This is a genomic window from Acidovorax sp. FG60, from assembly GCF_057808995.1.
Genome location: NZ_JBMDJC010000002.1, coordinates 305,214 through 327,817 on the forward strand (window position 1 = coordinate 305,214; position 22,604 = coordinate 327,817).

Below are 22,604 nucleotides of genomic sequence, written 5' to 3' on the forward strand. Positions count from 1 at the left end.
GCAAAATTCTGTAGGGTGAATCAGGCCGGGAGCGCACGGGCCAGGATGGCGTCAAGGTTTACACCCGCGCCCAGCGTGCCAAAGCTGTAGCCCCAGTCGCCGGAGAGGCGCGAGTCGCAAAACGCGCGGAAAACGGCACCGGGCGCACTGCGCAGCAGCAGGGCCGCCTGCACGGCCAGCGCCACATCCTGCGCGAGGCGCCGGGCCTCGGCCTCGGTGGTCATGGCGTCCACGCGCAGGGGCAACGCGCCGGCCAGACGGTCCAGCGCCGGATGGGCGCCGCGCGCGGATGCCAGTTCGGCGTCCAGAGCGGCAGCGGTGTCGGCGCGGCGCACGGCGCGCATCAAATCCAGCGCCATGATGTTTCCCGCGCCTTCCCAGATGGAGTTGAGCGGCATCTCGCGGTAGATGCGGGCCATCACGCCTTCGCCGCCCTCTTCCACATAGCCGTTGCCGCCCAGGCATTCCATGGCCTCCTGCGCAAACACGCTGCCGCGCTTGCACACCCAGAACTTGGCCACGGGTGTGAGCAGGCGGGCCATGATGGCCTCGTGCTCGCTCTTGTCTTTGTGGTCAAAGGCGCTCGCAAGCCTTATGGAGAGAGCGGTAGCCGCTTCACTTTCCAGCGCCAGATCGGCGAGCACGTTGCGCATGAGTGGCTGGTCGATGAGCTTCTTGCCAAAGGCCGAGCGCTGGCGCGTGTGGTGCAGAGCGATGCTGAGCGCCTGGCGCATGAGGCCGCTGGTGCCTAAAGCGCAATCGAGCCGCGTCATGGTGCCCATCTCCAGGATCTGCGCCACGCCACGGCCTTCCTCGCCCACGCGCCAGGCCAAGGCGTTGATAAATTCGACCTCGGAGCTGGCGTTGGCGTGGTTGCCCAGCTTGTCTTTCAGGCGCTGGATGCGAATGGTGTTGACCGCCCCTTCGCCACCATCAGGCAACACACGCGGCAGGAAGAAGCAGGTGAGCCCGCCGGGTGCCTGTGCCAGGATCAGGAAGGCGTCGCACATGGGGGCCGAGAAGAACCATTTGTGGCCGGTGATGCGGTAGCGCGCGCCCCAGGCGTCTTCACCATCGTGCACAGCCTGTGTGGTGTTGGCGCGCACGTCCGATCCGCCCTGCTTCTCGGTCATGCCCATGCCCATGGTGAGCGCGGATTTCTGCGAGAACAGCGCGAGGCGCGGGTCGTACTGCGTGCTCGCCAAACCCTTGCTCCAGTCCGCCCATACCGCTGAATTGCCTCGCAATGCCGGGGTCACGGCGTAGCTCATCGACACGGGGCACAGCACCGAGGGCTCGGCTTCGGTGAACAGCATGAAGCCTGCGGCCCGCTCGGTATGCGCGTGGCCCGTGTCCTGGCGCGACCACGGCGTGGCGTGCAGGCCGTGGCGCAGCGCAGTGCCGATGAGCGCGTGGTAGCTGGGGTGGAACTCCACCACATCGGTGCGGTGGCCGAAGCGGTCGTGGGTGCGCAGCTGGGGCTTGTAGGTGTTGGCGAGCCGAGCATGTGTCTGCATTTCGGCCGATCCCATCTCCGCGCCCAGCGCCGCGAGGCCCGCCAGCGGCAGGCTGGGGGCATGCAGGCGCAGCGCGTCCTGCAAGGGCTGGTTGGCGGTGAAGAGGTTCACGTCGGCCCAGGGCGTGCTCTGGTTGAACACCTCATGGGTGGCGGCAGGGCTGGCAGCGGTCATGGCGGCTCCTCAGGCGGCGGGGCTGTCACCCCGTCTCAGCATTTCGATGTGGGGAATATCGTCTTCCAGGTACTCATCGGACACGGCCTCAAAACCCAGGCTGCCGTAGAAGCCCTGCAGATGGGCCTGCGCGCTGATGCGGATGCCCCGCCCCGGCCATGCCTGGCTGCAGCGAGCGATGCCCTCGGCCATCAGCGCCCTGCCCGTGCCGTTGCCCCGCGCTTCCTTGGCGGTGACCACGCGGCCGATGGAGGGCTCGGGGTAGTTCACGCCCGGGTCCACCACGCGCAGACAGGCTTGCAGCGCACCCGCCTCGTCGTAGCCCAGCAGGTGGTAGGACTGCTTGTCCGCTCCGTCCGGGTCCTGGTAAGGGCCCTGCTCCAGGATGAACACCTTGCAGCGCAGCGCCAGCGCATCGTGCAGGGCGTGCACGCCCAGGTCGTCGAAGCGGGCCCAGGTCCAACGCATTAGAACCTGCTCCCGGCCTTTTCATGGGGTGCGTTGCCCCACAAAGGCAGTGGATGCAAGGCGCCCACCGAAAGCCGCACTGATGTGCGGCGAGGATGGGCAACGCAGCAGACGCTGCCTTTGCGGGGCAACCCGGAGGGCATGGCAGCAAACAGCCACGCTCGTCGTTGCCCACCTTGCCCAGGCCGCCAGCATGGGCTGCGGTGGACGCCTAGATCGTGACTGTTTGCTGTCATGCGCACCCCATGAAAAGGCCGGGAGCAGGTTCTTAGATCAGCTTCACCAGCTGTTTGCCGAAGTTCTTGCCCTTGAGCAGGCCCAGGAAAGCCTCGGGCGCGGCGGCGATGCCCTGCGCAATGGTCTCGCGTGGGCGCAGCTTGCCGGTGCCGACCAGCGTGCCCAGTTCCTTGAGCGCATCAGGCCAGACTTCCATGTGCTCGCTCACAATGAAGCCTTCGACTTTCATGCGGTTGATGAGCATGAGCGCGGGGTTGGCCATGGGCAGCGGCGCGCCGTCGTAGCCAGCGATCATCCCGCACAGGGCAATGCGGCTGAAGGCGTTCATGCGCAGCATGACGGCGTCCATGATCCAGCCGCCCACGTTTTCGAAGTAGCCATCGATGCCGTTGGGGCACGCTTCCTTCAGGGCTTTGGACATGGCCTTCACGTCGCTGTGTTCCTTGTAGTCGATGCAGGCGTCAAAGCCCAGTTCTTCCACTGCGTACTTGCACTTGTCGGCGCCACCGGCAATGCCCACCGCACGGCAGCCCCGGGCCTTGGCCAAAGCGGCAAAGGCGCTGCCCACGGCGCCAGTAGCGGCGCTTACCACCACGGTGTCGCCTTCCTTGGGCGCAATGATCTTGACCAGGCCGTACCAGGCCGTGACACCCGGCATGCCCACGGCGCCCAGGTAGTGCGACAGCGGCACATGGGTCGTATCGACCTTGCGCAGCGCGCCGGGCTGGTCGGCATTGACCACGCTGTATTCCTGCCAGCCACCCATGCCCACCACCTTGTCGCCCACCGCGTACTTGGGGTGCTTGCTTTCGGCCACCTCGCCCACGGTGCCACCGATCATGACTTCGCCCAGCGCCTGCGATGCGGCGTAGCTCTTGCTCTCGTTCATCCGACCGCGCATATAGGGATCCAGGCTCAGAAAGTGGTGGCGCACCAGCACCTCGCCGTCCTTGAGCGCGGGCGTGTCGGTGGCCACCAGCAAGAAGTTGCTGGCCACGGCTTCGCCTTGGGGGCGGTTGTCGAGAACGATTTGTTGGTTGCGTGGCATGAGAGGCTCCTTCAGAATGTCTATCACTATGAATTCAATAGCTGCTAGCGCTTATGGATAAAGCGCCAGGGGCCAATTTGGCTTAAAAATTTGACTCAATCGGTGGAAATGACCTTGAGGTCATTCACATTGCGCCCATCGACTGGCAGGCGCCGCACGTACTTGAACGTGCCGGTGGCATGGCAACACACCTTGCCCTGTGCGTCATACACCGTGCCTTCGGTAAAAGCCATGGTGGCCGTGCGGTGAATGAGCCGCCCCTTGGCCACCAGCGGCCCGCGTGCGGGCTGCATGAAGCTGGTCTTCATCTCAATGGTGACCACGCCCATGTCGGGCGTCTCGCTGCGCGCCGCCGTGGCCATGGTCACGTCCAGCAGCGTCATCGACGCACCGCCGTGGGTCACGGCAAACGAGTTCAAGTGCTCGGGCTGGGCTTCGTAATGCAGCTCAGACTCGCCGCCTTCCATACGCTGCAGCGTAAAGCCCAGGTGGTGGACAAAGGGAATTTCGACACCGAAACTTTTCAAGGGATTTCCTCAGTACACGAACTCAAAAACTGGCGCGGCCCAGACCAGGGCAGCCGAGCAAGGGCCGCCCCGCGGCGAGGGCTGCGTCCTCCTTCCCGGCGAAGCCGAGAGAAGGGGCTGAGGGCCGCGGCTCCAAGGCTGCCTGCGCAGGCTTGGACGTGCCCGAAGAGCTGCCGCCTCTGGCGGCCGCACCGAGGCGCACAGCGCCTCAGGGGCATGTACCGAATTCACCCTCCCGTGACAATACTCACGCCCCCGTCCACCGCCAGCCATTGGCCGGTGATGTGCTTGCCCGCATCCGACGCGTACAACGCGCACAGGCCCTTCAGATCTTCATCATCGCCGAGACGGCCCAGCGGGGCGTGGGCGGCCAGCGCTTCCTCGCCCATGGCCTTGAGCGTACCCACCGTCATTTTGCTCGGGAAGAAACCCGGGCAGATGGCGTTGACGCGGATGTTGTACGCGCCCCATTCAGCGGCCAGTGCCCGTGTGAAGTTGATCACCGCGCCCTTGGAGGTGTTGTAAGCAATGGTGTTCATGCCCTTGGGGTTGCCGCCCAAGCCTGCGATGGACGCTACGTTGATGATGCTGCCGCTGCGGCGCGCGATCATGCTGTGCTTGGCGATGTGCTGACTCAGGATGAAGTAACCGCGCACGTTGAGGTTCATCACCTTGTCCCACGCGTCCACGGGATGGTCTTCGGCAGGGGCGCCCCAGGCTGCGCCTGCGTTGTTGACGAGGATGTCCACATGGCCCAGGCGCTCCAGGGTCTCGTCGGCCAGGCGCCGGATGTCGTCTTCCTTGGCGCAATCAGCGGCGATCCACCGTGCATCGATGCCCGCAGCCTGCAGGTCGGCGGCGGCCTCTTCCAGGTCAGACGCCTTGCGCGAGCTGAGCATGATCTTGGCGCCCGCTTCGCCCAGCGCGTGAGCCAGTTGCAGTCCCAGGCCGCGCGAGCCGCCGGTGACCAGTGCGGTCTTGCCGGTGAGGTCAAACAGTTGTTGGATGGTACGGGTCATGCTGAAAGTCTCCTTCGGTTTTGGATGGATCTGTCGTTGGGTGTTTGCCCCACGCGCCCGAGGATTGTGCGATGCAATGCGGGCGCTTTGTGTCGCGGGGGTGTCGGGTGTTCAGCTAAGAGCCTGTTCAAAATTTTTCTGGAGCCGCACAAGTGCCTTGCCGGGATGGGATGCAAGGCGCGGTGCGCCGCCGATAGCACCGTGCTATCGGCAAGCGCCGCAACGCCGTAGACCGCCCGGCAAGGCACTTGCCCGAAGGGTTGGAATGAAATCGGGCGATTGGACGCCCCGGCTGCTTGCATGGGCATGAGCCCATGCGGCGCATCCGAAGCATCCACTCATCCCGATTGCACTCCAATGCGGTCTCCAAAAAGACTTTGAGCAGGCTCTAAGGGCCGGGGTCGGTGTGCAACCGGGCCCGCACCGCGATCAGCACCACACCCACCAGGGCCAGCACCCCGCCGCCCACGAAGAGGCTCCAGCCCAAAGCCTCATCGGTGCGGGCGGTGGCGATGCCCAGTATCAGCGTGAGCAACCCGCCGTAAATCAGCAGCCAGATGAGCTTGTGCAGGCGTTGCAGGGTTAGTTGCGCCGCCATCAAAATGCCTCTTCAGGGAAGGCCGCGCAGGTGGCATCGCGCGTGCTCACCACCTGCAGCCAGGCACCGATCTTGGGCAGCTCGTAGTGGAAGAAAAAGCGCATGCCGCCCATGCGTCCCACGCTCGCGGGCTGGGCCAGATCGGCATCCCGGGCCAGCGTGGCCAGGGCCACGTCCAGCCAAACCCAGGCGAGCACCGTGTGGCCAAAGGCCTGCATGTAAGGCACGGCATTGGCCAGCGCATCGGCAGGCTGGCCCGTGGCCCAGGCGGCCTTGGTGGCGGCGCCCACGTCCTGCAGCGCCTTGCCCAGCGCGTTGGCATGTGCCGCCAGCGCGGGCACCTGGATCGCGCGCTCGATGGTGGCATTGATGTGCCCGGCCAGCAGTTGCAGGCCGCGGCCGCCTTCCATCAGCACCTTGCGGCCCAGCAGGTCCATGGCCTGGATGCCGTGCGTGCCCTCGTGGATCATGTTCAGGCGGTTGTCGCGCCAGTACTGCTCCACCGGAAAGTCGCGCGTGTAACCGTAGCCGCCGTGGATCTGGATGGCCAGCGAATTGGCCTCCAGGCAAAACTCGCTGGGCCAGCTCTTGGCGATGGGGGTGAGCACTTCGAGCAGCAGGCGCGCCTCGTCGGCGGCGTCAGGCTCGCCGGTGTGCTGCTCGTCCACCAGGCGGGCGCAGAACAGGTTGAGCGCGAGCGCACCCTCGCCGTAGCTCTTTTGCGCCAGCAGCATGCGCTTGACGTCGGCGTGCTCGATGATGCGCACCTGGGGCTGCGCAGCGTCCTTGCCACTCGCCCCCACCAGGCGGCCCTGCGGGCGGTTTTTGGCGTAGTCCAGGCTGGCGTAATAGCCCGCCAGGCCCAGCATGGTGGCCGCCATGCCGATGCCGATGCGCGCCTCGTTCATCATGTGGAACATGCACGCCAGGCCACGGCCGGCCTCGCCCACCAGGTAGCCCACGGCCCCTGCCCTGCCCGCCACCGGGTATTTGCCCTCGCCAAAGTTGAGCAGCGTGTTGGTGGTGCCGCGCCAGCCCAGCTTGTGGTTGAGGCCGGCCAGCGCCACGTCGTTGCGCACGCCGGTCAGGTTGCCTTCGGTATCCACCAGATTCTTGGGCACGATGAACAGCGAAATGCCGCGCGTGCCCGGCACCAGCTTGCCGTCCGCCCCCGGAATCTTCGCCAGCACGAGGTGCACGATGTTCTCCGACAGCTCGTGCTCGCCCGATGAAATCCACATCTTGTGGCCCGTAAGCCGGTAGCGCGGGCCCAGCGGGTCACTTTCAAACGCTTCACCATCTGGCACAGCGCGCGTGGCCACGTCGCTCAAGCTGGAGCCCGCCTGCGGCTCGCTCAGGCACATGGTGCCCGAGAAGCGCCCCGAAAACTCATTGAGTGCAAACACCTTCTTCTGCAGATCGGTGCCATGCACCATCAGCAGGTTGGCATTGCCCACGCTCAGCAGGCTGGAGCTGATGCTGATCGACGCCACGGCAAAAAAGGCATTGGCCGCCGCGTCCACCGTGTAGGGCAACTGCATACCGCCGATGTCGTAGTCCTGCGCCGCGCTGAGCATGCCCGAGGCGGCGTAGGCGTCATACGCATCCTTGGTGGCCTGCGGCAGCGTGACGCGTTCACCATCGAAATGCGGCTCGTGCGTGTCCACCGTGCGGTTGAACGGCGCGTACTTCTCGCGCGCGATGCGCTCGCAGGTGTCGAGCACCGCGTCAAACGTCTCGCGCGAATGGTCGGCAAAGCGCTCGCGTGTGTTCAGCGTTTCGGCTTGCAGCCAGTTGTAAAGCAGGAAATCGAGGGTGGAGCGCAGGGTCGTCATGCGGGAAATTATGGGTGTGCACATCCCGTCGGGCATGTCCGTTGCGCGACGCGGCGAGGAGGGTGACCCAGGCCGACCGCTCCCGCACATTACTGCGGCCACACCCCTGCTGTGGCAATGGAATGCCATTGGCTCCGTAAATCCCGGGGGTTTACCCGTAGAACCATCCGTCACTGCGCATTTTCTACAACGCGCGTGCGCAGGACCTTCAATACGGGAGGGCAATGCCTCCGAATAATCAGTCGCTGCTCACCACAACCGAAGGAGACATGCATGGGTACTTCACCCCAATCCGATTTTCTGCGCGCGCTGTACCAGTCCTGGTCAGACCGCATGGCCGCCAACCCCGCGATGACCCTCGCCGACCTGCGCAGCCTGTTCGACGAGTGGCATCAACCCACGCTCGAGCCTGAAGGCGTGACCTACAAGTCGGACGTGCTCGCCGGCGTGGAAGCCATCTGGGCCCTGCCCCATGGCGCAGACACCAAGAAGGTCATCCTGTACACGCACGGCGGCGGCTTTGCCGTGGGCTCGGCCGCCAGCCATCGCAAGCTGGCCGGTCACCTGGCCAAGCATCTGGGCGCGACCGCGGTGGTGATCGACTACCGCCGGGCGCCCGAGCATCCGTATCCGGCCCAGATCGAGGATTCGACGGCTGTCTACAAAGAACTGCTGGCGCGTGGCTTCAAAGCAGCCGACATCGTCACCAGCGGCGACTCGGCGGGCGGCAACCTGGCCATCTCCACGGTGCTGAAGCTGCGCCAGGACGGCGTGGCGCTGCCGGGCGCGGTGATTGCCTTTTCGCCCTGGCTCGACATGGAGCATGTCGGCAAGACGCTGCAGACCAACGCGGCCACCGACGCCCTGGTCAGCAAGGCCGTTCTGGAGGGCATGTCGGGCATGTTCCTGGGCGAGAAGGGCTCACGCACCGACCCGCTGGCCAATCCGCTGAAGGCCGACTACACGGGCTTTCCGCGCCTGTACATCAACGCCGGCAGTGCCGAAACCCTGCTGGACAACGCGCAAGACCTGGAGCGCATCGCCAAGGCGGCGGGCGTGAACGTCACGCTATCGGTGGTGGACGGCATGCAGCACGTCTTCCCGTTCCTGGCGGGTCGCGCCCCCGAGGCCGACGACGAGCTGCGGCGCATTGCCCAGTGGTTCAAGGGCGCCTGAGCTCCAGTTAGCCAAGACCCCGAGGCCGAGGAGCCTTGGGGAAATTTTCCTCATTGCAACAACGCAGGCCACTACGTCGCCGCCAGGCGCAGCTGTGGCCGCAACTTAGAGAGACTCACCATGAAAAACACCAAACATCTGGACGCAATCGTCATCGGCGCCGGCTTTGGCGGCATGTACATGCTGAAAAAGCTGCGCGACGAGCAGGGCCTGAAAGTGCGCGTCTTCGACAAGGCCGGCGGCGTGGGCGGCACCTGGTACTGGAACCGCTACCCCGGCGCGCTGTCGGACACCGAGACCTTTGTTTACTGCTATTCGTGGGATAAAGAGCTGCTGCAGGAGATGCACATCACCACGCGCTATGTGACGCAGCCGCAAATCCTGTCGTATCTGGAGCATGTGGCCGACCGCTACAACCTGCGCCCCGACATTCAGCTGAACACCGGCGTCACGGCCGCGCACTTCAACGAAACCACCAACCTGTGGGAAGTGAAAACCGACACCGGCGAGGCCTACACCGCCAAGTTTTTGGTGACCGCGCTGGGCCTGCTGTCGGCCACCAACGTCCCCAAGATCAAGGGCCTGGACACCTTCCAGGGCGAGTGGCTGCACACCGGCAACTGGCCCGAAGGCGTGCAATACGACGGCAAGCGCGTGGGCGTGATTGGCACGGGCTCCACCGGCACCCAGGTCATCACCGCCATTGCGCCCAAGGTGGGCCATCTGACGGTGTTCCAACGCTCGCCCCAGTACAGCGTGCCCGTGGGCAACGGCCCGGTCACGCCCGAATACGTGGCAGAGGTGAAGAAGAACTACGACGAGATCTGGGAGCAGGTGAAGGGCTCGGTGGTGGCCTTTGGCTTCAAGGAGAGCACCGTGTCGGCCATGAGCGTGTCGGAAGAAGAGCGCCAGGCCGTGTTCCAGAAAGCCTGGGACAACGGCGGCGGTTTCCGCTTCATGTTCGAAACCTTCTGCGACATCGCCACCGATGAGCGCGCCAACAAGGCGGCGCAAGACTTCATCCGCGGCAAGATTGCCGAAATCGTCAAGGACCCCGAGACGGCGCGCAAGCTCATGCCGCAAGACCTGTACGCCAAGCGCCCTTTGTGCGACAGCGGCTACTACGCCACCTACAACCGGCCCAATGTCGATCTGGTCGATGTCAAGGCCAACCCGATTGTCGAAATCACCCCCAAGGGCGTGAAAACCACCGATGGCGTGGAGCACGAACTGGACATGCTGATTTTTGCCACCGGCTTTGATGCGGTGGATGGCAACTACACCAAGATCGACATCCGTGGCCGCAATGGCCTGACGATTCAAGAGCAATGGAAATCGGGCCCCAGCAGCTACATGGGCGTGGCCAATGCCAACTTCCCCAACATGTTCATGGTGCTGGGCCCCAACGGCCCGTTCACCAACCTGCCGCCGTCGATTGAGAGCCAGGTCGAGTGGATTGCCGCGCTGATCAAGGATGTGAACGCCAAGGATCTGAAAACCGTGGAAGCCACCACCGAGGCCGAAGCCGGTTGGACCAAAACCTGCCACGACATCGCCCACATGACGCTGTTCCCCAAGGCCGACTCCTGGATTTTTGGCGCCAACATCCCGGGCAAAACCAACACCGTGTATTTCTACATGGCCGGCCTCGGCGCTTACCGGCAAGAGCTGTCTGCAGTGCAAAACAAGGGCTACGAGGGTTTCGTATTCCAGTAAATGCGCATTTTTTAAAAAACCAACCAAGGAGACAACATGAAACGCGTAGAAAACAAAGTGATTTTGGTGACCGGCGGTGCCATGGGCATGGGCCGCTCGCACAGCGAGCTGCTGGCAGCGCAAGGCGCCTGGGTGTTCGTGGCCGACGTGAACGCAGCCGAAGGGCAAGCCACCGTGGACAGCATCCGCAAAAACGGTGGCAAGGCCGACTTTTTGCAGCTGGATGTGACACAAGAAGCCCAATGGAACGCCGCGCTGGCGCAAATCACAGAGCGTGCAGGCCGTCTGGATGTGCTGGTGAACAACGCCGGCATTCTGATCCTCAAGCCCATGCAAGACACGACCAACGACGAGTGGGATCGCGTCTTCGATGTGAACGTGCGCGGCCTGTTCATCGGCACCCGTGCGGCGGTGCCGCTGATGCAAAAGGCCGGCGGCGGCACCATCGTCAACGTGTCGTCGATTTACGGCCTGGTCGGTGCCCCCGGTGCCAGCGCCTATGAAGCCTCCAAGGGCGCGGTCCGCCTGTTCACCAAGTCTTGCGCCGTGGATCTGGCACCGTTCAATATCCGCGTCAACTCGGTGCACCCCGGCGTGATTGAGACCCAGATGACCAAGGCCATGCTGGACGACCCGGTCATCCGCCCGGCACTGCTCGGCCCCACGCTGCTCAAGCGCCCCGCGCAACCGATCGAGGTGTCACAGGCCGTGCTGTTCCTGGCCTCGGACGAATCATCGTTCGTGCATGGCGCAGAACTGGTCGTTGACGGCGGCTACACGGCCAATTGATCGTCAACCGCAACGCGCCGGACTCAAGCCGCGAGCGGGTAGTCCGGGGCGTCGCTGCAAGCACAAGACCCCCATCAGGAGACAAACCAATGAAGCAATTTTTCAAGCGACTGGCACCCCTGGCCACCGCACTGGCTGCCCTCGCGCAGGCCGGCACGGCCAGCGCCATCGAACTTGACGCCGGTGACTACACACCGCTGCCGGCCGGCACCACCGCGCTGGTGGTCTATGGCCAGCACACCACGCGCGACAAGCTATACAGCCAGGGCAACCGGCAGGCGATCAACCCGCAGCTGGACTCCACCGTGGGCATCTTGCGCGGTGTGCGCTTCATGGAAGTGGGCGGCCTCATCATCGACCCGCAGTTTCTGCTGCCCTTTGGCCGGCTCAGCGCCAAGGACGACATTGCGGGCCTGGGCTCGAAAAGCAGCGTGGGCGACCTGATCCTCGCGTCCGCAATCTGGTTCACCAAACCCGGTGACAAGAACCACTTCGCCATCACGCCTTACCTGTGGCTGCCGACCGGCTCGTATGACCGCAACCAGTCTTTGGGCCTGGGCGAAAACCGCTACAAGTTTGCGCTGCAGGCTGGCGGCATCGTGCAACTGGCGCCCGGCATCCACTGGGACTACGCCGGTGACGTGACGCTCTTTGGCAAGAACGACGACTTCAACAACGGCGCGGGCGGCAGAACCGAGATGAAGCAAAAGCCGCTGTACCAGCTGCAGACCCATTTGCGCTACCAGCTCAGCCCGACGCTGGACCTGCGCGCTGCCCTGTTCCACACCTTCGGTGGCGAGACCAAGGTGGGCGGCGTGGACCAGAACAACCGCCAGTCCACCACCAAGTTCAACGTGGGCACCGCGTGGTTCATGCAGCCCGACCTGCAGTTGATCGCCACCTATGGCCGCGACATCCATGTGCGCGAAGGCTTCAAGGCCAACAACCAGATCAACCTGCGCCTGCTGAAGCTGTATTGATCGCGCAGGCGGCCGCCGGGCACCGACGGCCGCCTGAAGAATTGGATGGCTCAGTTATAGCAAGCTGCCATTAGGCGATGGCCGCTGCGATGTAGCGTCTGCCATTTTTTGAAATCCAGATACTCAAGGAAACACACACCATGCGCTGTTATTGCGTGATGCACCATTCAAAGCCGCTTGAACTCGTCGAGCGTGAGACTCCGCAGCCCGTGGAAACCGAGGTGCTTGTGCGGGTGAAGGCCGCTGGCCTTTGCCACACGGACCTGCACATCTGGGAGGGCTTTTACGACCTGGGAGGCGGCAAGCGGCTGAACCTGGCGGACCGGGGCATCAAGCCGCCCATCATCCTCAGCCACGAAATCTGTGGCGAGGTGGTATCGGCCGGTGCGGACGCTGGTGAGGTCAAGGTGGGTGGCCGCTTCCTGATCCATCCCTGGATCGGTTGCGGTGAATGCCCCACCTGCCTGCGCGGCGACGAGAATCTCTGCCTGAAGGGCCGCGCCCTTGGCGTGGCACGCCCCGGTGGTTTTGCCGACTACGTGATCGTTCCCCACCCGCGCTACCTGGTCAACATCGACGGCCTGGACGAGGCCGAGGCAGCGCCTCTGGCCTGCGCGGGCGTGACGACCTACAGCGCCATCAAGAAGCTGGGCGACGGCATCCACCATGAGCCCGTCGTCATCATCGGTGCCGGCGGCCTGGGCCTGATGGCCATCGAGGTGCTCAAGGCCCTGGGAGGCAAAGGCGCCATCGTGGTGGACATCGACCCTGCCAAGCGCGAAGCCGCATTGGCCGCTGGCGCGCTGTCGGTGATCGACGGCAAGGCGGCCGATGCGGCCAGCCAGATCATCGCGGCGACCGAAGGCGGTGCCGGCCAGATTCTGGACCTGGTGGGCTCGGCCCCGACTGTCTCGCTGGCGATGCAAAGTGCCCGCCGCGGCGGACACATCGTCATCTGCGGGCTTATGGGTGGTGACCTGACCATCTCGCTGGCGACCATCCCGCTGCGCCCGCTGTGCATCGAGGGCAGCTACGTCGGCACCCTGTCCGAACTGCGAGAGCTGGTGGAACTGGTCAAGCGCAGCGGCATGAAGTCGATTCCGGTGTCGCGCCGCCCGATGGCCCAGGTGAACCAGGCCATTGACGACCTGCACCACGGCAAGGTGATCGGGCGTGCCGTACTGATCCCATGACTGATCCCATGAGTTTCTGAAAGAGCACACCATGTATCCCCAACTCAGCCTCTACATTGACGGACAAATGCTGCGCGGCGAAGGCCGCCGCGAGCAGGATGTACTGAACCCCGCCAACAACCAGGTGATCGGCCAGCTGCCGCATGCCACCCAGGCCGACCTGGACATGGCGCTGGCAGCGGCACAGCGCGCCTTCGCGTCGTGGCGCAGCAGCACGGCGATGCAGCGCGCGCAGGTGCTGAAAGCCGTCGCAGGATTGATTCGCGAACGTGCGCCGCAAATCGGCCGCAATCTCACCCTGGAGCAGGGCAAGCCCCTGGCCGAGGGCGTGGGCGAAGTGGCGGTCTGCGCCGAGCACGCCGAGTGGCATGCCGAGGAATGCCGGCGCATCTATGGCCGCCTCATTCCACCCCGCGATGCCAGCGTGCAGCAGACGGTGCTGCGTGAACCCATCGGCGTGTGCGTGGCCTTCTCGCCCTGGAACTTCCCGTTCAGCCAAGCCTTTCGCAAGGTGGTCGCGGCCATTGGCGCGGGGTGCACTGTCATCCTCAAAGGTTCCAGCGACACACCGGCCTCGGTGCTGGCAATTGCCCAGCTGTTTCATGACGCCGGCTTGCCGCCGGGCGTGCTGAATGTGGTGTCGGGCGATTCCGGAATGATCTCGGACTACCTGATCCGCTCTCCCATCGTGCGTAAGATTTCCTTCACGGGCTCCACACCTGTGGGGCAGCAGCTGGCAGCGCTGGCCGGTGCGAACATGAAGCGCAGCACCATGGAGCTGGGCGGCCACGCGCCCGTGATCGTGTGTGACGATGCGGACATCGACCGCGCGGCAGACGTGCTGTCGGGCTTCAAGTTCCGCAACGCGGGACAGGTGTGCATCTCCCCCACGCGCTTTTATGTGCAGGACGGCGTGTATGACCGTTTCGTCGAACGATTTGCGCAGCGGGCACAGGCACTGGCGGTCGGAGACGGGCTGGTTGAAACCAACCGCATGGGGCCGTTGGCGCAACCGCGCCGCGTCGCTGCCATGGAGGGTTTCGTGGAAGACGCCCGCCAGCGCGGCGCCAAGATCGTAACGGGCGGCCATCGGCTGCAAGGCGACGGCAACTTCTTCGCCCCCACGGTGCTGGCCGACCTGCCCGACGACTCGCGCTTCATGACCGAAGAGCCCTTCGGCCCGATGGCCGGCATGGTGCGATTCAAGACCGTGGAAGAAGTGCTTTCGCGCGCCAACAGCCTGCCCTTTGGCCTGGCGTCGTATGCCTTCACCACGTCACTGAAGAACGCGCACCAGATCTCGCGCGGGCTGGAAGCCGGCATGGTGTCCATCAACCACATCGGGCTTGCGCTGGCCGAGACACCGTTTGGCGGCATCAAGGAAAGCGGCTATGGCAGCGAGGGCGGCAGTGAAACCTTCGACGGCTACCTGACCACCAAGTTCGTGTCGCAACTCAATTAAGGCGCAAAGACTGCCAATCCACAAAAATGGGCAGTCTCACTGAAGCGCAGGCTGCCATTGCCCGCCAGCAGCACCCCATGGCGGCGCGGGCGTGTCGCGAACGGGCAGCTGACATTGGTACTCGTCAATTATTGATATTGCACGGTTTATTGCTGAGACATAACCCCGTTCAACCTGTGCTTGTCGAAGGGCTCAGCCCGAACGGGGTTGGCGAATAAATCCCGCCGGATCAACAGATCGCCCCCAGGCCCCGCTTGGCGCGTGCCACATGGATGAGGACCCTGACCTCGTCCATCGTCGGGTTTGACCAGCAGGCCGCTCAGTTGATGAAATTTTCGGTCGCGCGCAGCGCCGCCGCGTTCACCGTGCTGCGGTACTCCACGGGCGTTTGCTTGAAAGCCCGCTTGAAGTGGCGCACCAGATGGCTCTGGTCGGAGAAGCCGCAGTCCATGGCAATGCACTTCAGCGGCACAGCCACCGGACGGCTGAGCAGGCGCCGGGCGCGCTCCAGGCGCTGGCGCAAAACATAGGCGTGCGGTGCGCAGCCAAACTCTGCATGGAACTTGCGGATCAGCCCGGACACACTCACGCCCGCCTCGCGCGCCATCTCATCGAGCTTGAGGTTGCGATCCAGGTTGTCCTCGACATACTGCACAAGGCGCCGCCGCTGCCAATCTGCCATGCGGCCGGCCAGCGGCACCTCGCGCACGCCGGCCTTGGCATAGCGGCGAAGCAGATGAACGCAAAGCTGATTCACCAGCGACGACCGGTACAGCCCGCCGCCAAGCCCGCCGCTTTCCAACTCGGACTCGAAGGCGGACATTAGGCCGGGCAGGATGTCGTCCTGGGCACGCACGCAGTCTTCCATGCCCACATCACTCACGCTTCGCTCAAAAACTTCTTCGGCGACACGGCACAGCTCGGTGTGCGCCAGGTAGATGTGCGTGACGTCAATCGGGCGGTCCCACTTCCACTGAGACGACTCGCCGCGCGTCAGCAGCGAACACACGCCCCGCCCCACCCGCTCGCTGCGCCAAGCGCCACCTGCGCGCCGGCTCATGACCGCGTCATCGCACTTGTAACGCACGAGCATGTAGTCGCGCATGGAGGGAATTTCAACGTCAAGGGACGTGTACTGATAGCCCTTGAGCGTCACCTGATCCCAACCGACCGGCACGCTGTCAAGCGTCAGCTGGCCGGGTATCCAGCGGGGAACTTCATCAGGCGCAACAAGTTGACTCACAAACAGCAACTCCGGCAGGCCCATATGCAGGCCAAAGGTTTGATTTTCATCAAAGCAACCGGCGCCTACATCGGGGTTAACCCCATTTGCGGACTGCGCTCTGAGAACGAGCAAGATTGGACGTGGCCTTCATGCGGTCGAGCGGCGCGCACCCTTGGCATCTCCTCTGCGCGACACAGCGCGACGAAGCTGCGTTGTCAACTTGAAGCCGCCCGTTGGCAGGCCGTTCCACCCCCGACTGTGGAAGGCTGGCGTCCGGCCTGCGCAGGGCGTGTTCGCTTCAACCCGTCGTCAGCAACTACAACACTTCAAACACGCCCGCCGCGCCCATGCCGCCGCCAATGCACATGGTCACGCAGACTTTCTTTGCCCCGCGGCGCTTGCCTTCGATCAGCGCATGGCCCGTGAGGCGCTGGCCCGAAACGCCGTAAGGGTGGCCCACGGCGATGGCGCCGCCGTTCACGTTCAGGCGGTCGGCCGGGATGCCCAGCTTGTCGCGGCAATACAGCACTTGCACGGCGAAGGCTTCGTTCAGCTCCCACAGGTCGATATCCTGAACCGTGAGGCCCAGTTTCTTGAGCACCTTGGGCACGGCAAACACGGGGCCGATGCCCATTTCGTCAGGCTCGCAGCCCGCCACCGCGAAGCCGAGGAAGCGGCCCAGGGGCTTGAGGCCCTTCTTGCTGGCGTACTCTTCGCTGGTGACCACGCAGGCTCCGGCGCCGTCGGAGAATTGGCTGGCGTTGCCAGCCGAGATCAGGCCGCCGGGCAGCGCTGAGCGCAGGCCGCTGATGGCTTCTACCGTCGTGCCTTCACGCGTGCCTTCGTCCTTGCTCACCGTGACTTGCTTGGTGATCAGGCCGAGGGTCTTGTCGGCCACACCGGCCGTCACGGTGATGGGAGCGATTTCGGCATCGAACAGGCCAGCAGCCTGGGCTGCGCAAGCCTTTTGCTGGCTGCCTGCACCGTATTCGTCCATGGCTTCGCGGCCGATGTTGTAGCGCTTGGCCACCTGCTCGGCGGTCTGCAGCATGCTCCAGTAGATCTCGGGCTTTTGCTTGGCCAGGGCCAGGTCCTGGATCATGTGCAGGTTCATCTCCTGCTGCACGCAGGAGATGCTTTCAACGCCGCCAGCGACGAACACATCGGCCTCGCCAGCGATGATGCGCTGGGCGGCCATGGCAATGGTCTGCAGGCCCGACGAGCAAAAGCGGTTGACGGTGACGCCGGAGGCCGTGATGGGCAGGCCGGCCTTCAAGGCGATCTGGCGCGCGATATTGCTGCCGGTGGCGCCTTCGGGCGTGGCGCAACCCATGATGACGTCGTCTACATCAGCGCCGTCAATGCCTGCGCGCTGCACGGCGTGCTGCACGGCATGGCCGCCCAGGGTGGCGCCATGCGTCATGTTGAAAGAACCCTTCCAGCTCTTGGCGAGCGGCGTGCGGGCGGTGGAAACAATCACTGCGGAGGTCATGTGAATTCCTTTGATTCGGTATCTGTGGGTGCGGCTTACTGGAAGGCCTTGCCTTCGGCGGCCAGCTTGGCCAGCAGCGGAGCGGGCTTCCAGAACGCTGCGTCGTCCAGCGGGTTCTTGGCAAAACGGTCCATGGCCTGCACCACGTTGAACAGACCCACTTCGCTGGCGTAGTGCATGGGGCCGCCACGGTGGATGGGGAAGCCGTAGCCGGTCAGGTACACCATGTCGATGTCGCCGGACTTGCTGGCAATGCCGTCTTCCAGGATGTGCGCGCCTTCGTTGACCAGGGCGAACACCAGGCGCTGCACGATTTCTTCGTCCGAAATCTTGCGCGGCGTGATGCCCAGCTCCTTGCGGTGGTCTTCGATCATCTTGTTGACCAGGTCGCTCGGGATCGCATCACGCTTGCCAGCCTGGTAGTCGTACCAGCCTGCGCCGGTCTTCTGGCCGAAGCGGCCCAGCTCACACAGCTTGTCGGCCGTGCGGCTGTACTTCATATCGGCACGCTCCACCGCGCGGCGCTTGCGGATGGCCCAGCCGATGTCGTTGCCGGCCAGGTCGCCCATGCGGAACGGGCCCATGGCAAAGCCAAACTTTTCGATGGCCTTGTCCACCTGCTGGGGCGTGCAGCCTTCGTCCAGCAGGAAGCCAGCCTGGCGGCTGTACTGCTCGATCATGCGGTTGCCGATGAAGCCATCGCACACGCCCGAGACCACCGAGGTCTTCTTGATCTTCTTGCCAATGGCCATCACGGTGGCCAGCACGTCCTTGGCGGTCTCCTTGCCACGCACCACTTCCAGCAGCTTCATCACGTTGGCAGGGCTGAAGAAGTGCATGCCCACCACGTCCTGCGGACGCTTGGTAAACGCTGCGATCTTGTCCACGTCCAGCGTGGAGGTGTTGGAGGCCAGGATGGCGCCGGGCTTGGCCACAGCGTCGAGCTGCTTGAACACGGCTTCCTTCACGCCCATTTCTTCGAACACGGCTTCGATGATGAGGTCGCAGTCCTTGAGATCGTCGTAGCTCAGCGTGGTGCTCAGCAGGGCCATGCGCTGGTCGTACTTGTCCTGCTTGAGCTTGCCCTTCTTGACCTGGGCTTCGTAGTTCTTCTTGATCGTGGCCACGCCACGGTCCAGGGCTTCCTGCTTCATTTCCAGAATCTTGACGGGGATGCCCGCGTTCAGGAAGTTCATCGAGATGCCGCCGCCCATGGTGCCGGCACCGATCACGCCGACCAGTTTGATGTCGCGCTTGGGGGTATCGGATGCGACATCAGGGATCTTGCTCGCTGCACGCTCGGCCATGAACAGGTGGCGCAGGGCGCGGGACTCGGCAGTCCACATCAGGTTGATGAAGATCTCGCGCTCCACGGCCATGCCGTCGGCAAACTTCTTCTTGGTGGCCGCTTCAACAGCGTCCACGCACTTGGCGGGCGCAGGGAAGTTCTTGGCCATGCCCTTGACCATGTTGCGCGCGAACTGGAAGTACGCGTCGCCTTCGGGGTGCTTGCAGGGGAAGTTGCGCACCAGGGGCAGCGGGCGGGCATCCGCCACGCTCTGGGCAAACGCCAGGGCTTCTGCGGCCAGCGATTCGGCCGACGCTGCCATCTTGTCAAACAGCTTCTGGCCGGGCACGGCGCCAATCATTTCGCTCTTGATGGGCTCGCCGCTCACGATGAGGTTGAGCGCGGCTTCCACACCAATCACGCGGGGCAGGCGCTGCGTGCCGCCCGCGCCAGGGATCAGGCCCAGCTTGACTTCAGGCAGTGCAATCGAGCAGCCAGGCGCCGCAATGCGGTAGTGGCAACCCAGGGCCAGCTCCAGCCCGCCGCCCATGGCGACGCTGTGCATGGCAGCCACCACCGGCTTGGCCGAGTTCTCAATGGCAGTGATCACCGACAGCAGGTTGGGTTCTTGCAGCGACTTGTCGGTGCCGAACTCCTTGATGTCGGCGCCGCCAGAGAACGCACCGCCGGCACCGGTGATCACGATGGACGTGACCGCTGCATCGGCATTGGCACGGCCAAGGCCTTCGACGATGCCCTGGCGGGTCGATAACCCAAGTCCGTTGACGGGAGGGTTGGCCATGGTGATCACGGCAACGGAGCCGTGGACTTTGTATTCAGCGGTCATGGTGCTGTTGTTCCTTGGAAAGTGAAAAAGAACGATCGTGCGTTTTTATTGTAGAGACTTCAAACCCATTTGGCGTGTCAATTTGTCCCGGGCGGGACAAGGGGGTTTGCAGTGCAACATTTGGTAGAGCAAAAAAAGAGGCGCCTTCAGCTATCGGGCGCCTCTTTAGCCATGGTTTTTCAGAAATCGTCAGACTTCAAGCCATTCCTTGCGGATGTAGTTGTCGGCCCGCAGGCTGTCCGGTGTGCCCTGGAACACGATCGAGCCGTGCCCCATGACCAGCGCGCGGTCCGAGATCTTCATGGCAATGGTCAGCTTCTGCTCGATCAGCAGCACCGAGATACCCCGCGCCTTGATGGTCTGCAGGTACTGCCCCACCAGCTCGACAATCTTTGGGGCCAGGCCTTCGGTGGGCTCGTCGATGATGATCAGGTCGGGGTCGCCCATCAGCGTGCGGCACAGCGTAAGCATCTGCTGCTCGCCGCCCGACATCACGCCCGCCTCGGTGTGCTGGCGCTCCTTGAGGCGCGGGAACATCTCGTACATGTCGTCAAACGACCAGCGGCTACTCTTGCCTTTGCCTTTCTGGCCCAGCAGCAAGTTCTGGTGCACGGTGAGGTTGGGGAACACATCGCGGCTTTCGGGCACGTAGCCCACCCCCAGGTGGGCGATCTCGTAAGCCTTCTTGCCGTTGAGGTCCTGCCCCTTCCAGTTCAGCGTGCCCTCCCAGTCCACCAGGCCCATGATGGCCTTGGCGGTGGTGGAACGGCCCGAGCCGTTACGCCCCAGCAGGGCCACGATTTCACCGGGTTGTACGTCGAAGGTCACGCCATGCAGCACATGGCTCTTGCCGTAATAGGCGTGGAGATTTTCGATTTTCAGCATGTCAATGTCCCGCCCCTTGCTCGTCCGCAACGACAGAGCCCAGATAGGCCTCCTGCACGCGCTGGTTGGCGCGCACCTTGTCGGGCGTGTCATAGGCAATGACCTCGCCATAGACCACCACAGCAATCTTGTCCGCCAGGCCAAAGACCACGCCCATGTCATGCTCCACCGTCAGCAGCGTGCGGCCTTCGGTCACTTCCTTGATGAGGTGGATGAAGCGCGTGGTCTCGGTCTTGCTCATGCCGGCCGTGGGCTCGTCGAGCAGGATCACGTTGGCACCACCCGCGATGGTGATGCCGATCTCCAGGGCGCGCTGCTCGGCATAGGTGAGGTTCATCGCCAGCGTGTCGCGCTTCTTGTCGAGCTTGATCATTTCCATGAGCTGCTTGGCGCGCTCATTGGCATCGTGCAGGTTCGACAGGAAACGCAGGAACGTGTACTTGTAGCCCATGCTCCAGAGCACACCGCAGCGCAGATTCTCGAACACCGAGAGCTTGGGAAAGATGTTCGTGATCTGGAAGCTGCGCGACAGACCCTTGCGGTTGATCTCATACGGTGCCAGCCCGTTGATGCGCTGGCCATTGAGGATCACATCCCCGCTTGTGGGCGCAAAACGCCCACTGATGAGGTTGAACAGCGTGGACTTGCCCGCGCCATTGGGGCCGATGATGGCCACGCGTTCGCCCGAGGCCACGGACAGGTTCACGCCACGGATAATTTCCGTCTTGCCAAAGCTCTTGCGCAGGTCGCGCAGTTCCAGGGCATAGGTGGTGTTGGTTGGGTTGTCAGCTGCCATGTTTACAGCGCCTCCCCACGCTTGATTTCATGTTCGATCTCTTCCTGGATCGTGCTCCACTGCCGCAGGAACTGGCGGCGGCAGAGTTCAAAAAGTCCAAAGCCCGTGACCATCACGAAAATGGCGCCAAACCAGCTCGTAAAGCCCGCGGCATTGAGCGTGGCCCCCAGGAACGTCAGTTCTGGCCCCAGGGCCGCGTTGAGCTGCAGGTGGTAGGTCATTTCGATCATGCAGGCTGCGCCCATCACCCCCACCAGCGCCGTGCCGCCCAGCGCCAGGTAAGAACTCCAGAGCTGACGCAGCTTGCCGTACTTGGCCAGCCGCAGGTTCATCATGATCAGGCTGGCAATGCCTCCGGGCGCATACATCACCATGAACAGGAACACCAGGCCCAGGTACAACAACCAGGCTTTGGACAGTTCGGACAGCAACACCGACGCCAGCACCAACAGCACCGCGCCGATGATGGGGCCGAAGAAGAACGTGGCCCCGCCGAGGAAGGTGAACAGCAGGTAGCCACCGGAGCGAATCACGCTCAGGCTGTCAGCTCCCGTGATGATCTCGAAGTTGATGGTGGCCAGCCCACCCCCGATGCCAGCAAAAAAGCCCGCGATGATGAACGCGAAGTAGCGCACACGCTGGGTGTTGTAGCCGATGAACTCGACGCGCTCGGGGTTGTCGCGCACAGCGTTCAGGATGCGGCCCAGTGGCGTGCCGGTGAATGCAAACATGGCGGCAGTGCAGACAAAACAGTACGCTGCAATCAGGTAGTACACCTGAATCGCAGGCCCGAAACTGATGCCAAAGAAGGCTTTGCCATACACCCGGTCCGTGGTGATGCCGCCTTCTCCGCCGAAGAATTCGGGGAACATCAGCGCCATGGAGGCCACCAGTTCGCCAATACCCAGCGTGATCATGGCGAAGGTGGTGCCTGACTTCTTGGTAGTGACAAAACCGAGCAGGATGGCAAAGAATGCCCCTGCCAGGCCGCCCACCAGTGGGATGAAAACCAGCGGAATGTGCACAGAGCCCTTGGTGGCCATGTTCATTGCATGAATGGCGATGAACGAACCCAGGCCCGTGTAGACCGCATGGCCAAAGCTCAGCATGCCGCCCTGCCCCAGCAGGATGTTGTAGGACAGGCAGATGATGATCAGGTAGCCGATCTGCGAGAGCATGGTCAGCGCCAGGCTGCTGCGAAACAGCATGGGCGCCACGATGAGCATGACCGCGAACAACGTCCAGATGATGAGGCGCCCGACGTTCCAGGGCTTGAACCGGTAGTGCGACGTGGCGCTGGAAGCGACAGTAGTGGTTGTAGTGGAATTCATG

The 22,604-nt window shown here is 63.6% G+C and carries 19 protein-coding genes; 6 read left to right on the plus strand and 13 right to left on the minus strand.

The features are described 5' to 3' along the window. Positions 1–20: 20 nt before the first annotated feature. From ACODS0_RS04170 to ACODS0_RS04200, 7 genes are all read right to left on the minus strand, one after another. On the minus strand, positions 21–1,691 hold the full coding sequence (locus tag ACODS0_RS04170; protein ID WP_488833019.1) for an isovaleryl-CoA dehydrogenase: 1,671 nt from the start codon (positions 1,689–1,691) through the stop codon (positions 21–23). Between the two features lie 9 nt (positions 1,692–1,700). After that, entirely contained in the window at positions 1,701–2,159 is a 459-nt protein-coding gene (locus ACODS0_RS04175; protein ID WP_488833021.1) for a GNAT family N-acetyltransferase, read from the minus strand. A 268-nt stretch (positions 2,160–2,427) separates the two neighbouring features. Continuing rightward, complete coding sequence (locus ACODS0_RS04180; RefSeq protein ID WP_488833023.1) at positions 2,428–3,444, minus strand: NADP-dependent oxidoreductase; 1,017 nt, start codon at positions 3,442–3,444, stop codon at positions 2,428–2,430. Between the two features lie 95 nt (positions 3,445–3,539). Then, entirely contained in the window at positions 3,540–3,971 is a 432-nt protein-coding gene (locus tag ACODS0_RS04185; protein WP_121420368.1) for a PaaI family thioesterase, read from the minus strand. Positions 3,972–4,198: 227 nt separating this feature from the next. After that, positions 4,199–4,990 carry an SDR family oxidoreductase gene (locus ACODS0_RS04190; protein WP_055394014.1) on the minus strand — a complete coding sequence of 264 codons (792 nt, stop codon included), beginning with the start codon at positions 4,988–4,990 and terminating at the stop codon, positions 4,199–4,201. 388 nt (positions 4,991–5,378) lie between these two features. Next, positions 5,379–5,588 (minus strand): hypothetical protein, encoded by a 210-nt coding sequence (locus tag ACODS0_RS04195; protein ID WP_488833026.1) that lies wholly within the window; start codon positions 5,586–5,588, stop codon positions 5,379–5,381. Continuing rightward, entirely contained in the window at positions 5,588–7,423 is a 1,836-nt protein-coding gene (locus ACODS0_RS04200) for an acyl-CoA dehydrogenase family protein (RefSeq protein WP_488833028.1), read from the minus strand. Before ACODS0_RS04200 ends, ACODS0_RS04195 begins: the two co-directional genes overlap by 1 nt. 273 nt (positions 7,424–7,696) lie before the next feature. On the opposite strand from ACODS0_RS04200, the gene ACODS0_RS04205 reads away from it, so the two are divergent. The 6 genes from ACODS0_RS04205 to ACODS0_RS04230 all read left to right on the plus strand — a co-directional run bounded on the left by ACODS0_RS04205 (position 7,697) and on the right by ACODS0_RS04230 (position 14,739). Further along, on the plus strand, positions 7,697–8,599 hold the full coding sequence (locus ACODS0_RS04205) for an alpha/beta hydrolase (RefSeq protein WP_067399857.1): 903 nt from the start codon (positions 7,697–7,699) through the stop codon (positions 8,597–8,599). 120 nt (positions 8,600–8,719) lie between these two features. After that, positions 8,720–10,315: a flavin-containing monooxygenase gene (locus ACODS0_RS04210; RefSeq protein ID WP_125953050.1), complete on the plus strand. Its 1,596-nt coding sequence runs from the start codon at positions 8,720–8,722 to the stop codon at positions 10,313–10,315. Positions 10,316–10,351: 36 nt separating this feature from the next. Then, entirely contained in the window at positions 10,352–11,104 is a 753-nt protein-coding gene (locus ACODS0_RS04215) for a glucose 1-dehydrogenase (protein WP_067399863.1), read from the plus strand. An 89-nt stretch (positions 11,105–11,193) separates the two neighbouring features. Beyond that, positions 11,194–12,084 carry a transporter gene (locus tag ACODS0_RS04220; protein ID WP_067399865.1) on the plus strand — a complete coding sequence of 297 codons (891 nt, stop codon included), beginning with the start codon at positions 11,194–11,196 and terminating at the stop codon, positions 12,082–12,084. Positions 12,085–12,224: 140 nt separating this feature from the next. Then, positions 12,225–13,277 (plus strand): alcohol dehydrogenase, encoded by a 1,053-nt coding sequence (locus tag ACODS0_RS04225; RefSeq protein ID WP_067399868.1) that lies wholly within the window; start codon positions 12,225–12,227, stop codon positions 13,275–13,277. A 31-nt stretch (positions 13,278–13,308) separates the two neighbouring features. After that, positions 13,309–14,739 carry an NAD-dependent succinate-semialdehyde dehydrogenase gene (locus tag ACODS0_RS04230; protein ID WP_067399871.1) on the plus strand — a complete coding sequence of 477 codons (1,431 nt, stop codon included), beginning with the start codon at positions 13,309–13,311 and terminating at the stop codon, positions 14,737–14,739. A 319-nt stretch (positions 14,740–15,058) separates the two neighbouring features. Here the strand turns inward: ACODS0_RS04230 and ACODS0_RS04235 are convergent, their stop codons facing one another. The 6 genes from ACODS0_RS04235 to ACODS0_RS04260 all read right to left on the minus strand — a co-directional run bounded on the left by ACODS0_RS04235 (position 15,059) and on the right by ACODS0_RS04260 (position 22,603). Continuing rightward, positions 15,059–16,006 carry a helix-turn-helix domain-containing protein gene (locus ACODS0_RS04235; protein WP_488833035.1) on the minus strand — a complete coding sequence of 316 codons (948 nt, stop codon included), beginning with the start codon at positions 16,004–16,006 and terminating at the stop codon, positions 15,059–15,061. A gap of 274 nt (positions 16,007–16,280) precedes the next feature. Then, complete coding sequence (locus tag ACODS0_RS04240) at positions 16,281–17,456, minus strand: acetyl-CoA C-acyltransferase (protein WP_488833036.1); 1,176 nt, start codon at positions 17,454–17,456, stop codon at positions 16,281–16,283. A 35-nt stretch (positions 17,457–17,491) separates the two neighbouring features. Then, positions 17,492–19,591, minus strand: a complete 2,100-nt coding sequence (locus ACODS0_RS04245; RefSeq protein ID WP_488833038.1) for a 3-hydroxyacyl-CoA dehydrogenase NAD-binding domain-containing protein — start codon at positions 19,589–19,591, stop codon at positions 17,492–17,494. Between the two features lie 189 nt (positions 19,592–19,780). Then, a complete protein-coding gene (locus ACODS0_RS04250) occupies positions 19,781–20,476 on the minus strand; it encodes an ABC transporter ATP-binding protein (RefSeq protein WP_055394026.1) in 696 nt (231 codons plus the stop codon). A 1-nt stretch (position 20,477) separates the two neighbouring features. Further along, positions 20,478–21,272 (minus strand): ABC transporter ATP-binding protein, encoded by a 795-nt coding sequence (locus tag ACODS0_RS04255; RefSeq protein ID WP_055394028.1) that lies wholly within the window; start codon positions 21,270–21,272, stop codon positions 20,478–20,480. A gap of 2 nt (positions 21,273–21,274) precedes the next feature. Continuing rightward, positions 21,275–22,603, minus strand: a complete 1,329-nt coding sequence (locus ACODS0_RS04260; RefSeq protein ID WP_121420374.1) for a branched-chain amino acid ABC transporter permease — start codon at positions 22,601–22,603, stop codon at positions 21,275–21,277. Position 22,604 lies beyond the last annotated feature (1 nt).

Bases quoted from the DNA above. Each gene is read 5' to 3' on its own strand.
- ACODS0_RS04190 (WP_055394014.1), bottom strand. From the start codon at position 4,990: ATGACCCGTACCATCCAACAACTGTTTGACCTCACCGGCAAGACCGCA.
- ACODS0_RS04240 (WP_488833036.1), bottom strand. From the start codon at position 17,456: ATGACCTCCGCAGTGATTGTTTCCACCGCCCGCACGCCGCTCGCCAAG.
- ACODS0_RS04170 (WP_488833019.1), bottom strand. From the start codon at position 1,691: ATGACCGCTGCCAGCCCTGCCGCCACCCATGAGGTGTTCAACCAGAGC.
- ACODS0_RS04210 (WP_125953050.1), top strand. From the start codon at position 8,720: ATGAAAAACACCAAACATCTGGACGCAATCGTCATCGGCGCCGGCTTT.
- ACODS0_RS04180 (WP_488833023.1), bottom strand. From the start codon at position 3,444: ATGCCACGCAACCAACAAATCGTTCTCGACAACCGCCCCCAAGGCGAA.
- ACODS0_RS04225 (WP_067399868.1), top strand. From the start codon at position 12,225: ATGCGCTGTTATTGCGTGATGCACCATTCAAAGCCGCTTGAACTCGTC.
- ACODS0_RS04235 (WP_488833035.1), bottom strand. From the start codon at position 16,006: ATGGGCCTGCCGGAGTTGCTGTTTGTGAGTCAACTTGTTGCGCCTGAT.
- ACODS0_RS04195 (WP_488833026.1), bottom strand. From the start codon at position 5,588: ATGGCGGCGCAACTAACCCTGCAACGCCTGCACAAGCTCATCTGGCTG.
- ACODS0_RS04220 (WP_067399865.1), top strand. From the start codon at position 11,194: ATGAAGCAATTTTTCAAGCGACTGGCACCCCTGGCCACCGCACTGGCT.
- ACODS0_RS04205 (WP_067399857.1), top strand. From the start codon at position 7,697: ATGGGTACTTCACCCCAATCCGATTTTCTGCGCGCGCTGTACCAGTCC.
- ACODS0_RS04200 (WP_488833028.1), bottom strand. From the start codon at position 7,423: ATGACGACCCTGCGCTCCACCCTCGATTTCCTGCTTTACAACTGGCTG.
- ACODS0_RS04175 (WP_488833021.1), bottom strand. From the start codon at position 2,159: ATGCGTTGGACCTGGGCCCGCTTCGACGACCTGGGCGTGCACGCCCTG.
- ACODS0_RS04215 (WP_067399863.1), top strand. From the start codon at position 10,352: ATGAAACGCGTAGAAAACAAAGTGATTTTGGTGACCGGCGGTGCCATG.
- ACODS0_RS04250 (WP_055394026.1), bottom strand. From the start codon at position 20,476: ATGCTGAAAATCGAAAATCTCCACGCCTATTACGGCAAGAGCCATGTG.
- ACODS0_RS04245 (WP_488833038.1), bottom strand. From the start codon at position 19,591: ATGACCGCTGAATACAAAGTCCACGGCTCCGTTGCCGTGATCACCATG.
- ACODS0_RS04230 (WP_067399871.1), top strand. From the start codon at position 13,309: ATGTATCCCCAACTCAGCCTCTACATTGACGGACAAATGCTGCGCGGC.
- ACODS0_RS04260 (WP_121420374.1), bottom strand. From the start codon at position 22,603: ATGAATTCCACTACAACCACTACTGTCGCTTCCAGCGCCACGTCGCAC.
- ACODS0_RS04255 (WP_055394028.1), bottom strand. From the start codon at position 21,272: ATGGCAGCTGACAACCCAACCAACACCACCTATGCCCTGGAACTGCGC.